This window comes from Ulvibacter sp. 2305UL32-6 (assembly GCF_058148545.1).
The window spans coordinates 19,498-31,189 of the sequence record NZ_JBYVKA010000008.1 but is presented as its reverse complement, the minus strand read 5'-3'; the positions used below and the strand labels follow the sequence as shown (position 1 = coordinate 31,189).

General features: G+C 36.9%; 15 protein-coding genes. 6 read left to right on the top strand and 9 right to left on the bottom strand.

Going from position 1 to position 11,692, the window contains the following annotated elements; translation table 11 throughout:
- Positions 1-36 precede the first annotated feature (36 nt).
- Genes ACY2RU_RS17030 through ACY2RU_RS17020 form a run of 3 tightly spaced genes read left to right on the top strand, consistent with a single transcriptional unit; the run spans position 37 to position 1,186 of the window.
- Complete coding sequence (locus ACY2RU_RS17030) at positions 37-225, top strand: hypothetical protein (protein WP_490139689.1); 189 nt, start codon at positions 37-39, stop codon at positions 223-225.
- Positions 225-575 carry a DoxX family protein gene (locus ACY2RU_RS17025; protein ID WP_490139688.1) on the top strand — a complete coding sequence of 117 codons (351 nt, stop codon included), beginning with the start codon at positions 225-227 and terminating at the stop codon, positions 573-575. Before ACY2RU_RS17030 ends, ACY2RU_RS17025 begins: the two co-directional genes overlap by 1 nt.
- Positions 575-1,186, top strand: a complete 612-nt coding sequence (locus tag ACY2RU_RS17020) for an alpha-ketoglutarate-dependent dioxygenase AlkB family protein (protein WP_490139687.1) — start codon at positions 575-577, stop codon at positions 1,184-1,186. Before ACY2RU_RS17025 ends, ACY2RU_RS17020 begins: the two co-directional genes overlap by 1 nt.
- Here the strand turns inward: ACY2RU_RS17020 and ACY2RU_RS17015 are convergent.
- Together ACY2RU_RS17015 and ACY2RU_RS17010 are read right to left on the bottom strand one after the other, a co-directional pair.
- Positions 1,175-1,579, bottom strand: a complete 405-nt coding sequence (locus tag ACY2RU_RS17015; RefSeq protein ID WP_490139686.1) for a hypothetical protein — start codon at positions 1,577-1,579, stop codon at positions 1,175-1,177. The two genes, ACY2RU_RS17020 and ACY2RU_RS17015, sit on opposite strands and share 12 nt — an antisense overlap.
- A 289-nt stretch (positions 1,580-1,868) precedes the next feature.
- Complete coding sequence (locus tag ACY2RU_RS17010) at positions 1,869-2,648, bottom strand: S1/P1 nuclease (RefSeq protein ID WP_490139685.1); 780 nt, start codon at positions 2,646-2,648, stop codon at positions 1,869-1,871.
- A 115-nt stretch (positions 2,649-2,763) separates the two neighbouring features.
- Between ACY2RU_RS17010 and ACY2RU_RS17005 the strand changes: the two genes are divergently transcribed.
- From ACY2RU_RS17005 to ACY2RU_RS16995, 3 genes are all read left to right on the top strand, one after another.
- Positions 2,764-3,693, top strand: coding sequence for an alpha/beta hydrolase family protein (locus tag ACY2RU_RS17005; RefSeq protein ID WP_490139684.1), 930 nt, complete (start codon positions 2,764-2,766; stop codon positions 3,691-3,693).
- A gap of 54 nt (positions 3,694-3,747) precedes the next feature.
- Positions 3,748-5,085 (top strand): DUF819 family protein, encoded by a 1,338-nt coding sequence (locus ACY2RU_RS17000; protein WP_490139690.1) that lies wholly within the window; start codon positions 3,748-3,750, stop codon positions 5,083-5,085.
- 75 nt (positions 5,086-5,160) lie between these two features.
- Positions 5,161-5,862: a DUF4369 domain-containing protein gene (locus tag ACY2RU_RS16995; RefSeq protein ID WP_490139683.1), complete on the top strand. Its 702-nt coding sequence runs from the start codon at positions 5,161-5,163 to the stop codon at positions 5,860-5,862.
- A gap of 74 nt (positions 5,863-5,936) precedes the next feature.
- Here ACY2RU_RS16995 and ACY2RU_RS16990 read toward each other — a convergent pair whose 3' ends face one another.
- The 7 genes from ACY2RU_RS16990 to ACY2RU_RS16960 all read right to left on the bottom strand — a co-directional run bounded on the left by ACY2RU_RS16990 (position 5,937) and on the right by ACY2RU_RS16960 (position 11,676).
- Entirely contained in the window at positions 5,937-6,203 is a 267-nt protein-coding gene (locus ACY2RU_RS16990) for a hypothetical protein (RefSeq protein WP_490139682.1), read from the bottom strand.
- Between the two features lie 46 nt (positions 6,204-6,249).
- Entirely contained in the window at positions 6,250-7,230 is a 981-nt protein-coding gene (locus ACY2RU_RS16985) for a type I phosphomannose isomerase catalytic subunit (RefSeq protein ID WP_490139681.1), read from the bottom strand.
- Positions 7,227-7,679, bottom strand: coding sequence for a peroxiredoxin (locus ACY2RU_RS16980; protein WP_490139680.1), 453 nt, complete (start codon positions 7,677-7,679; stop codon positions 7,227-7,229). The genes ACY2RU_RS16985 and ACY2RU_RS16980 overlap by 4 nt, the downstream gene beginning before the upstream one ends.
- 3 nt (positions 7,680-7,682) lie before the next feature.
- Positions 7,683-8,090 (bottom strand): 6-pyruvoyl trahydropterin synthase family protein, encoded by a 408-nt coding sequence (locus ACY2RU_RS16975; RefSeq protein ID WP_490139679.1) that lies wholly within the window; start codon positions 8,088-8,090, stop codon positions 7,683-7,685.
- Positions 8,087-8,605: an isopentenyl-diphosphate Delta-isomerase gene (gene idi, locus ACY2RU_RS16970; protein WP_490139678.1), complete on the bottom strand. Its 519-nt coding sequence runs from the start codon at positions 8,603-8,605 to the stop codon at positions 8,087-8,089. The genes ACY2RU_RS16975 and idi overlap by 4 nt, the downstream gene beginning before the upstream one ends.
- Before the next feature lie 90 nt (positions 8,606-8,695).
- On the bottom strand, positions 8,696-10,711 hold the full coding sequence (locus tag ACY2RU_RS16965; protein WP_490139677.1) for an OmpA family protein: 2,016 nt from the start codon (positions 10,709-10,711) through the stop codon (positions 8,696-8,698).
- A gap of 20 nt (positions 10,712-10,731) precedes the next feature.
- Entirely contained in the window at positions 10,732-11,676 is a 945-nt protein-coding gene (locus ACY2RU_RS16960) for a PorP/SprF family type IX secretion system membrane protein (protein WP_490139676.1), read from the bottom strand.
- Between the last annotated feature and the right edge of the window lie 16 nt (positions 11,677-11,692).

Below are 11,692 nucleotides of genomic sequence, written 5' to 3'. Positions count from 1 at the left end.
ATTTAAATAACTACATTTGATAACAAATTTACAACAATGAGGTTTATAATAATGATCATACTTGCGATTGGTCTCTTGGTCCAATGTCGCGATAAAAAAGAGGAAACTCCTAAAATGATGCCGGTGGAAGCCGATGGCGGAATTGGAGATGGTGCCGAACCATTAGATTCTATATTAAAGCGTCAAGATGAAGCCACAAAACAACAACTAAAAGATAGTTTATAATGTTACCTTGGCATCAATACCTACTAGGGCTACTTCTTATATTAGCAGGAGCAAATCATTTTAGACAACCTAAAATATATCTTCGTATTATGCCTCCTTATATTCCGGCACACTCAACAATGGTATCTTTAAGTGGAATTATAGAAATGGTATTAGGCTTTATGCTGCTCAACCCTGAAACGCAAACGCTAGCAGCCTGGGGAATTATAGCCATGCTTGTTGTTTTCATTCCCGTACACATATATATGCTCCAAAGTGATCGTGCGTCGCTCAAAATGCCTCAATGGCTATTGTGGCTAAGACTTCCGCTTCAATTTGGATTGATGTATTGGGCCTATTTATATATCTAATGAATCTTTTTTCAGAAGAAAATAAAAGAGAATATATTCAATTTTCACTCCCAGACGCAAATATCTTGTATTATCCGTCTTTCTTTTCTTCTGAAGAAGCTACGAGATATTTCAAGATCATTTCCGAAGAAACACCATGGCAACAAGACACTATTAAGATCTTTGGAAAGGTGCATGATCAACCTAGACTCACAAGACTTTACGGTAGCACTAATAAAAGCTATAGCTATTCAGGAATCACTATGCATCCTCTTCCATTCACAAAAACACTTTTAGATATAAAATCTGAAATAGAGATCGTTTCCGAAGAAAAATTTAATACCGTTTTACTTAATTTATATCGCAATGGAAGCGATAGCAACGGATGGCATAGTGACGACGAAAAGGAGCTTGGGGCAAACCCCTTTATCGCGTCTGTCACTTTTGGGGCGAAAAGGACGTTTCATTTAAGACATAAGCAGGATAAGCATTTAAAACATAAAATAGTTCTTGAACATGGTAGCCTATTATTAATGGGCGGGGCAACCCAATCTTTCTGGCAACATCAAATTCCGAAATCGAAACGCGTGATCCAACCAAGAATTAATTTAACTTTTAGGTTACTTGTATAAATGATAATTATTTTCAACTTTTCTTCTATTGAGCTCTCCCACAAAAGCAAGTAATATGATAACAACAGCGTGATAAATAATTCTTGGATACATTTGACCTAGCAGAATAAAAATGATCATTACTACTGAAAGTAAAACTCCTGCAAGCACCACGCGCTTTATAGCTACTTTAAATATTATTAGCAAACCCGTAAAAAATTCCAAAAAAGGTAAAAATGTGGCTCCAATAAGTAATAAAGTACTAGACCCAACGACTTCGGAATAACTTGCGAGCACGAAGTTTACATAATCATCAATAAAAATAATTCGGAGTAATCCGTGAAGTGAAATGATCGCTCCAGTTAATACTCGAACAGAATATTGAGTGTTCCTAAATTTTTCCAACTTAAACATATATACCGTTAAACAATAGTCATGCTGAAATAGACAAAGAAGTTGTGTTTTCGACGAATATCACTGAAGACCAGTTGTTTAACCAATCTTACATTACTCGATTTGCGTTTCTTTCTTATTGCTAAATGCATTTAATTCTTTAGGGCGCGCAAAAATAACACCTTTAAATCGCTTAACAACCAGATGATCATGTTATTACACTAAAATGTTATGGACGTTACCTTGGTTTTCGATAGTAGATAACAATTGTCTGTTCAAATGCACAAACTGAACATATAGAAAAAACTATTTATTTGAAAATAGAATCAAGAATGGAGGCTAAACGAATACCTCCCTTTTGTAATTGGCTTCTTACCACAGGAACATATTTGTACATATACTGATAGCCAAGCTTTTCACCCGAAGAAGTTTCGGCGTATATATCATTACATACCTCCCGACTTTCATTGACCCAATCAAGAAGATTTCCTTTTTGAATTTCAGCAAGCTGCTGCTTTGACAATTTTTGACTATTGGCGGCCAATTCGCTATATGACATATTATAGCTCTCAATCATCTTCGTATCCCAGACCGAATGTAAGTTGGTTCCATCACCAAACCAACGTACTTGAAAGTCGTTTCCACCTTTATCATCTGCAATACCAATATGCATTGGCTGATGAAGATCACCAATAAAATGAACGAGCATTTTTAAATGAAATACTTTACTTTCTTTAGTTGATTTATCGTCTTTTAGCACTGCTATACAGGTTTCAATACCCATTACCAAATCACCACGTTCACTTTTTGGTGTATCGGTATAACTCGAACCAAAAGGAAAGTTTACATAATGCCAAGGTCCGTATTTTCGATAATTGTCATCGCTTTTGATCTCATCACCATAGGTAGATACAAAAGCTAGTGACTGCCCATCGAGCAATTTTTCTATAGCGCGTTTGGTTTTTTTAGAGATATGATTTGACGCTATTTCGCCAGTGGCTCTATGTCCAGTACTGCCCCAATCTTCAGCAGCGTATATCTCTACGCCACTCATTAAAATCGTTAAAAATAATATCAGGAGGGTTTTCATATAATGCATCTTTCTGCAAATATAAGATTCCTCTACAAAAATAAACCGCTATTTTAGATGATCCTTATACAATCAAGATTCTTTTTACGTTTACATAACATTACAAGATCTTTATATGAAATACGTCGTAATTTTTACATTCCTTTTTTCCTTCGGAATTACACAAAGCCAAACTAATACATTTAATAATCGGGATATTAGCGTCTCTCCTTATGTTGATGGAACTATTATAGTTCCGGAGCATTCAGAACCAATTCCATTGGTAATCATTATTGGAGGTTCTGGCCCAACAGACCGAAATGGAAATCAGCAAATGATGGAAAACAATGCCTTACGCTATCTTGCCGAAGGCTTATTTAAAGAAGGTATTGCAAGTTTTAGATATGATAAACGCATCTTAAAACAAATGAAAGATCGCACATTGAATGAAGAAAGCATTCGTTTTGATGAATTTATTACCGACGCCATATCTGCCATTGATTTCTTTAAAAAAGGAGGTCAATTTTCAAAGATTTACGTTATCGGACATAGCCAAGGTTCCTTAGTTGGAATGGTGGCTGCAAAAGAACGAGCCGATGGGTTTATTTCTATCGCTGGCGCCGGCCAATCTATAGATAATGTTATTGTAGCGCAACTAGAAAAGCAAGCTCCTGGCCTTGCCGAAAATGGACGAAATGCCTTTGACGAACTTAGAGCTAACAAAAGTACCACTAACTTTAGTCCTGGTTTAGCCTCAATTTTCAGGAAATCACTGCAGCCCTTCATTTTGAGTTGGATGAAATACGATCCACAAACAGTAATAGCTTCATTGAATGTACCAATTTTGATTCTAAATGGAGACAAAGACCTTCAAGTACACCCAAGTGAGGCCGAATTGTTAAAAAAAGCGGCACCCGAAGCAGAATTTGTGATCATTCAGAATATGAATCATGTGTTGAAAGAAATTGTGGGAGATGATCTAGAAAATCAAAAATCATATAATGAATACAAGCGCCCCATTATGCCTCAAATCATCAATATAATAAGCACCTTTATTAAAAATTAGCCGTAATCAAACGTTAAAAAAATAAAATAAAGTATTTTGCAAAAAACTACAGCCATGCAAGATACCGTTTCCGAAGTAATTAAAGATACCACTCCCTTTTTCACAAGCGATACAATCGTTTTTGGTTTACTCATGATCGCGCTAGGAATTATCTTTTATACCTCTAAAAAGGAACAAGGTTTTTGGCATAAATTTTATAAAGTGGTTCCTGCACTTTTTATGGCCTACCTCCTACCCGCCATTTTTACTTCTACAGGATTAATCGCTCCAGAATGGACTACAGTTGAAGCCAATGGAGATATAACTGAAGGTAGCACGAGTTTGTATTATATGGCAAGTAGATACCTTTTACCAGCTGCACTTGTACTTATGACGCTGAGTATGGATCTAAAAGCCGTATTTAATCTAGGTCCGAAGGCATTGATCATGTTTTTTACGGGTACCGTAGGTATTGTGCTTGGTGGTCCAATAGCTGTATTGATTATTGGACTAATTTCACCTGAAACTGTGGGTGGTGAAGGTATTGATGCCGTATGGCGCGGACTCTCAACACTTGCTGGTAGTTGGATAGGTGGAGGGGCGAATCAAGCAGCGATGCTAGAAATTTATGAATTTAATCCAAGTGCATATGGACAAATGGTATTTGTTGATATTGTTGTGGCCAATGTTTGGATGGCAATCTTATTGATAGGAATTGGCAAGGCTGCACGTATAGATCGTTGGCTAAAGGCAGACACAACAGCAATAGAAAGCCTAAAAGAAAAAGTTGGCAGTTATTCTAAAAAAGTTGAGCGAAACCCGAGTCTTACCGATTATATGATCTTAGCTGCCATTGCTTTTGGAACGGTGAGTTTTGCGCATTTTGGAGCGGGTTATCTCAGTGGCTATTTTGAAACCATGGTGGCAGACATTCCACCAGGCATTAAGAAAAACTCCCTAACATTTTTAAGCTCTAGTTTCTTTTGGATGGTTTCCCTTACCACCATCATTGGAATTATCTTGTCTTATACCAAAGCTAAAAATTATGAAGGTGCCGGCGCTAGTAAGATAGGTAGTATTTTTATCTATATTTTGGTTGCTAGTATTGGAATGAAGATCGATATTATGGAGATATTTAATAATCCTGGGCTGCTTACTGTAGGTTTTGTATGGATGGGAATTCACGCCGGATTATTAATTCTAGTTGCAAAACTTATTCGCGCTCCGTACTTCTTCCTTGCCGTTGGAAGTCAGGCGAATGTTGGTGGTGCAGCTTCGGCACCCATCGTGGCGTCTGCCTTTCACCCCTCATTAGCCACCGTTGGAGTTTTATTGGCGGTATTTGGCTATGCTATTGGTACTATAGGAGCGGTATTGTGCACCATAATGATGCGAGCAGTTGCAGGTGGATAGCCATATAAAATATTGAAAATCCTTCTTGTTCTTTGCTCCTAATTTTAGCATCTTTGCGCACCTAAAAAACAACCTATGCGATATCTTTTTGGCCTTTTTTCCTGTTTATTATTCTTTTCAAGTTGTACTAATGAGAACATGATGAATCTTTCTGGGAGTGTTGACGGACTTCGGAAAGGGACCATTATTCTTGAGAAGTATGCTGACACCAATTTTGTGGTTATCGACTCTATGATCGTTAACGGAGACTCAAATTTTAGTTTTCAAGATATTATCTCAAGCCCAGAAATGTACTATTTACATGTTGAGGCAAATGGCGACCAGCTAAAAGATGAGAGACTTCCATTCTTTGCCGAACCTGGTGAACTAACAATTCAAACTTCCTTAGATAATTTAATTCTCGATGCAAAGATCACAGGATCTGCAAACCAAGCCTTGCGTGATGAATATGAAAAAATAATAAATAGGTATAATGATAAGAACCTAGATTATATTGAAGAAGCCTTTAATGCGAAAGTAGCCGGAAATGATTCTTTGGCTCAGGTTTATACTAATAGACAACGTTCAAATATTGGCGCAAAATATCTGGCTACGGTGAATTTTGCAATAAATCATAACGATACTGAATTAGCCCCATATCTCGCGATTAGCGAAATTTATGATGCTAACATTAAATACCTTGATACTATATACAAGACCTTAACGCCACGTGTTAAGAGCTCAAAATATGGTAAATCGTTAGCAGATTTTATTCAGGAAAGATCGAAAGAAGAATAAACACCTATTCTATTTAAAACTAAAGAGCCCCTAAACGAAATGTTTAGGGGCTCTTTAGTTTAAGCTTGGATTGACTACAATTTATTGATTCTTTCAATCAATGCGCGGCCTTTAGTTTCAAGTTCTTCTTTAATACCATTATAGTGTTTTTTAGGACTCTCAACATCTTTAGCGTTTACTTTAACGATCAATTCGTCAAAATGAGTAATTGCATCATCAATAATTGCCTGCGATTTTTCGCTGTCTTTTTCAGGATTTGTTAACTCCCAAATATATACTGCTTCAATGATGTCGCCCATCACATAATTAATATCTTTTTTTAAATCACGTACGTTTGCCATGTTCTGTTTACTTTAAATTTCGTTTATGCGGCGAAGTTACAAATACTTACGGAATGTTCACCGCTAAAAATATTGCATTTTCCGTTTCAATGGTGAGTGAATCCATACAAGCAGGGATCAGCACTGTTTCTCCTTTCCTGATTATCTCAGAATATCCCTCACAGTGAAAGGAAGCCTCTCCTTCGATGCACATGTAAACCGTAAAAGTATCGTTTGAATTAAACGATTGTTTGAAGTTACTGGTTAACAATAACTTACTAGTTTTAAAATAAGGTGATTTACATATTACAACATCGGTATTTTCCATATCCCGGTAGGAACACTTTGCTTCACTTACAGAATAATCAATAGCATCGATCGCCAGGTCTGTATGTAATTCACGCATTTCTCCATCTATTCCGGGGCGATCCCAGTCGAAAATTCGATAAGTCACATCGGAAGTTTGTTGTATTTCAGCTAAAACAATTCCCGCGCCAATTGCGTGTACCGTACCAGTTTTGATAAAAAAACTGTCCCCTTTCTCTACTCCTTCGGAATGAAGAATATCGGTGATTTTATTTTCTGAAAGATAGCTTTTATACTCAGCTCGGGTTACATTTCGATTAAAACCAAGAATAAGTCTTGCATCTTCTTCAGCCTCCAAAATATACCACATTTCTGTTTTTCCGAAGCTATTATGCCTTGCGCGGGCTAGTTCGTCGTTTGGGTGAAGTTGCACCGACAAATCTTTTTTAGCGTCTATAAACTTAAATAACAGTGGAAATTCATTTCCGAAGTGCTCATAAACCTTATCTCCCACAAGTTGCGATCGATACTTTTCTAGTGCTTCTATAAGTGTCATCCCTTTTAATGGACCATTTGCAATTACTGAAATGGATCCAGCCACGCCGGAAAGCTCCCAGCTCTCCCCTATGGAATCTTGGTGTGATTCTTTGTGGTAGATTGAAGCTAATTTATTACCTCCCCAGACCTTTTGCTTAAGGATAGGCTCAAATTTTAATGGGTATAATTTAGGGTCCGCGCTCACACTAATTTTTTTAACTGTTGAAGTGATTTTTCTATATGCGGTTGTGCATTTAGTGATTGAAACTTATAGATCAAAACACCAGTCTTATCAAAAACAAATGTTTCTCTACCAGGCAGCATCCCCAAAAATGTAGCCTTTACTCCAAAGGCGCGTTTTACCTTGCCTTTTTGGTCAGATAATAATGTAAAAGGCAAGCGATACTTTTTTGCAAATTTTTGATGAGATACCTCACTATCTCCACTAATACCAACAACTTTGGCTCCTAGATCTGTAAAATCTTGAAACTGATCTCGAAAACTACACGCTTCTTTTGTACAACCTGGAGTAAAATTTTTGGGATAAAAATATACTACTAAAGGTGTCCCCTTAAATATTTCGGAAGAGATCATTACTCCGTCTTGGTCGATCAGGCTAAATGCAGGCAATGTGTCTCCGAGAGTTATTGACATACACTAACCTTTATAAACCACAAAATTTCGAGGAGTTTCATACAATTTCACTTCTAACCCAAAGGAACTATCTAATCGTTTTCTTAAGCGATTCCAAATAACTACCGCGATATTTTCAACGGTAGGATTCAAACTTTTAAAGGCAGCTACCTCCAAATTGAGGTTTTTATGATCTAATGGAATTTCAACCTCCTCAGCAATGATATTTTTTAAGATCTTCAAATCGATTAAAAAACCTGTCTCAGGATCGATCTCACCCGTCACTCCCACCTCCAGCTCGTAATTATGGCCGTGATAATGAGGATTGCTGCACTTTCCAAAAATCTTTAAGTTTTTAGCGTCATCCCAATCTTCCCGAAAAAGGCGATGCGCAGCGTTAAAATGTGCTTTTCTATAAACCGTAATGCTCATACCTCAAGATACTGATAAAATTTTTCAAAAATTATTTTAAACCAAGCTGTATATTGATCGGGATTATTTAAAATATCTTCTTTAACCTCTTTTAGGGGCATCCATTTCCATTGCGCCACTTCATCTGGGTTGATAGTAGGATCTTCATTAAAGGTTCCTACTAAAATATGGTCGAATTCATGTTCAGTTAAACCATTATCAAACGGTGCCTTATAGATAAAAGAAGTTTTCTCTTTAAGATTGGTTGTAAAACCCATTTCTTCATCTAGCCTTCTAAATCCGGCTTTCAGAGATGATTCGCCCTCACGTTGGTGACTACAGCAAGTGTTGGTCCAAAGTCCAGGTGAATGATACTTATGCATAGCGCGTTGCTGTAACATAAGGTCTCCATTGTCATTAAAAATAAATATGGAAAATGCACGATGCAAAACCCCTTTTTCGTGTGCTTCCTGCTTCGGCATTAACCCTATCTGCTCATCATGCTCATTAACGAGAATGACCTTTTCTTCAGTCATAGCATTTTTTTTTCAAAAATACGAATTGCCATCTTTATAAAAAACAAAAAGCGCTCTCGGTTGAGAACGCTTTTAAATAAAAGTATTTGGCTAGTTACTAATAATCCTAAAAACGGATCGACGGTTGAGTTGATGTTCTACTTCGGAACAATCTACGCCATCGCTACATTTTGGATTATCTAATTGCTTTTGTGAACAATCATAAGTTCCAATTATTTTTCCGCATTCATCAAAAATGGTACAACGATCAAGCAGTTGTCTTTCCCCATAGCCTTTTGCTGTCAACCTACTGCGGTCAATTCCGTTAGCTACAAGATAATCGAGTGTTGATTGGGCACGTCTTTCAGAAAGCGCATCGTTGTATTCAAAAGTTGCTCTAGAATCTGTATGCGACTCTATGCTAATTTTCATATTTGGATACTTCTGCATAGCGATGATAACTTTTGCAAGTTCACCTTCTGCATCATCACGAATATTCCATTTGTCGAAATTAAAGAAAATAGGCTGGATACATAAAATACAGCTTAAATCGTCTGGAGGACAAGGTGGCACCAACGGAATTGGTTGCGTTACTGTTCCTGTTTTATCAGGTGTGGTAAATGCAATTTCATTCGGACTATAATTCTCTTTGGTACCTCGAACTGAGTAATTCTTATCACATTCTGCTGTAAAAGTATACGCAGCATCTGCTCCAACAATCATTTTATCGATGAGTTTATTATTTTCATCTAACAAAGAAACTTCAGAACCTGGTAGTAATTTTTCGTTTTCGTATGCATCGTAAACGGTACCTACAATAGTGATCACACAATTTTCTCGTACACGATAAATTTCATCGCTATCACTTCCTGCATCCCCGTCTCTATTGGAAGTAAGGAAGCCTATAAACTTTTCCTCATCAACAATAAATCCAAAATCATCTTGATTACTATTTGCAGGTTTTCCTAGATTATGAATATCTCCGGTTTTACCTTCGTCATCAAGAGGGGTGTAGTAAATATCAAATCCACCTAATCCTGAACGACCATCTGTAGAGAAATATAGATTATTCTCTTTACTTATATACGGAAATGATTCTCTTCCACCCGTGTTAAAGAATGGGCCTAGATTTACTGGTGTTCCATATTGATTGCCTTCTAAAATATCTACATACCAAATATCACTCATTCCAAGTGTTCCTGGCATATCCGAAGAAAAGTATAATTTTTTTCCATCCAAACTTAAAGCAGGATGTGAATAGGAATATCCTTTTACGTTAAAGCTTGGTTCAGGAAGTTTTTGAACATCGATCCAACTATCGCCACTTTTAGTAGCACGATATAGTTTAAGACGTACTGTTTTATTCTGATCTCTTACTTTTTTACCTTTTTCGAAGTCATTTCGTGTAAAATACACTGTTGTACCATCTTTAGTAAATGCGGCTGAAGATTCATGAAACTCTGTATTGATATCGCCAGATAAAGGTCGTGGATTAGAAAGGATACCATTAGCATCCATATCAGCTTCAAAGAGATCTAAGTAAGGTTGATTGGTCCATGAATAAATTTTTGTACCGTCTGTTCCATTACCGGCAGACGCGTATACTAATTTATCACCGTAGTAAGTTGGTCCAAAATCTGAGGTAGGTGTATTTATTTCAACTTTTTCCAATAAATAGCCTTTAGCTCCTTTATCGATACTATTGAGATAATCTGGATCTTCTTTAAAACTTTTGATTATGTATTCATCGCCACCAGAAGCTGCGTAGAAATCCATTAACTTATCTGATTCTTTGTATTTATCAATACTTTTCAGCGATTGTGCTGCGCGATAATAATATTCTGGCTCGGCACTACCTGGAAAACGTTCAATAAGTTTTTGATACCATTCTGAAGCTCTTCGATAATCGCTATTCCAATAATAGGTATCTCCTAAATTTTTAAAATATTCAGGTTTTTCATATCCTTTTTCAACGAGCTCGAGATAAATTGCACGTGCATCAATATAAGCGAGCCCATCCATTTTCTTCTCGGCTTTCTTTTCTCTAACTTCTTGTGAAAACAAAGCACTCGATCCCAAAAAGAGGGCCAGCGTAAATAATATAAATTTGGAAGTAAAATTTTTCATATGGATCGCTTTAAGTGTTCTTAGAAGAAACGTGGTGTTAATACTCTTTCTGGTTTACTAAAGACATCAAAACGAAGCATAACTTCATAAGAGCCGTCACTATAACTCTCAATATCTGTTGTTTGATAGTCGTAACCAAATCCGACGAATATTTGATCGGAGGCTTGGAAGCCAAGCATAGCACTCATGGCTGCGCTCCAACGATATGCTGCACCTACAGTAAACTTTTCATTTATTAAAAAGTTACCTGAGACATCCCATTGTAAAGGAGAGCCACTTACTGCTTTTACTAAGGTAGCTGGCTTAAATTTTAAATTATCACTAAGATCGAATACATAACCGGCAATAAGAAAATAGTGAAGACGCTCTGCTGGAGCAATATCTCCATCAAAATTTACATCATCTAAAGTCGATTCGTCGTAATGACTAGTTGTTAAAAAATTCGGAACAGAAAGACCTGCATAAAATTTACTTGTGTTATAATAAATCCCAGCTCCTATTTGTGGCTGAATTTTATTATCAATATTCTGTTCAAAAATATCACCTGAATCAAAGATATTCAACTTTGTAAAATCGATATCAAGTATATCAATACCCGCCTTTAATCCGAACGAAAGTTCAGCAACATCGGAAGTATTGATCGTATAAGAATAATCAACGAGGACGTTCGACTCGACAGCTGGTCCAATTTCATCACGTATAATAGAGAGTCCGAGACCCATATTTTGTAGTGCTCCAATAGGACTGTTGGCTGTGAAGGTTGCTGTTTTAGGTGCGCCTTCGAAACCAACCCACTGGGTACGATACAAAAGGCCGAAGCTAAGGGCATCACGCGATCCAGCATAAGCAGGATTAACAACCTGTGTATTATACATATACTGAGTGTACTGCGGATCTTGTTGTGCGTTGCTGGAAAATGTACCTAGCAACATCAAAATGATGACGATAAAATAACTGTGTCTCATAGGTTTCTATTTTAAA

Coding starts and splice junctions, on each gene's coding strand:
- ACY2RU_RS17030 (WP_490139689.1), top strand. CDS start 37: ATGAGGTTTATAATAATGATCATACTTGCGATTGGTCTCTTGGTCCAA.
- ACY2RU_RS17025 (WP_490139688.1), top strand. CDS start 225: ATGTTACCTTGGCATCAATACCTACTAGGGCTACTTCTTATATTAGCA.
- ACY2RU_RS17020 (WP_490139687.1), top strand. CDS start 575: ATGAATCTTTTTTCAGAAGAAAATAAAAGAGAATATATTCAATTTTCA.
- ACY2RU_RS17015 (WP_490139686.1), bottom strand. CDS start 1,579: ATGTTTAAGTTGGAAAAATTTAGGAACACTCAATATTCTGTTCGAGTA.
- ACY2RU_RS17010 (WP_490139685.1), bottom strand. CDS start 2,648: ATGAAAACCCTCCTGATATTATTTTTAACGATTTTAATGAGTGGCGTA.
- ACY2RU_RS17005 (WP_490139684.1), top strand. CDS start 2,764: ATGAAATACGTCGTAATTTTTACATTCCTTTTTTCCTTCGGAATTACA.
- ACY2RU_RS17000 (WP_490139690.1), top strand. CDS start 3,748: ATGCAAGATACCGTTTCCGAAGTAATTAAAGATACCACTCCCTTTTTC.
- ACY2RU_RS16995 (WP_490139683.1), top strand. CDS start 5,161: ATGCGATATCTTTTTGGCCTTTTTTCCTGTTTATTATTCTTTTCAAGT.
- ACY2RU_RS16990 (WP_490139682.1), bottom strand. CDS start 6,203: ATGGCAAACGTACGTGATTTAAAAAAAGATATTAATTATGTGATGGGC.
- ACY2RU_RS16980 (WP_490139680.1), bottom strand. CDS start 7,679: ATGTCAATAACTCTCGGAGACACATTGCCTGCATTTAGCCTGATCGAC.
- ACY2RU_RS16975 (WP_490139679.1), bottom strand. CDS start 8,090: ATGAGCATTACGGTTTATAGAAAAGCACATTTTAACGCTGCGCATCGC.
- idi (WP_490139678.1), bottom strand. CDS start 8,605: ATGACTGAAGAAAAGGTCATTCTCGTTAATGAGCATGATGAGCAGATA.
- ACY2RU_RS16965 (WP_490139677.1), bottom strand. CDS start 10,711: ATGAAAAATTTTACTTCCAAATTTATATTATTTACGCTGGCCCTCTTT.
- ACY2RU_RS16960 (WP_490139676.1), bottom strand. CDS start 11,676: ATGAGACACAGTTATTTTATCGTCATCATTTTGATGTTGCTAGGTACA.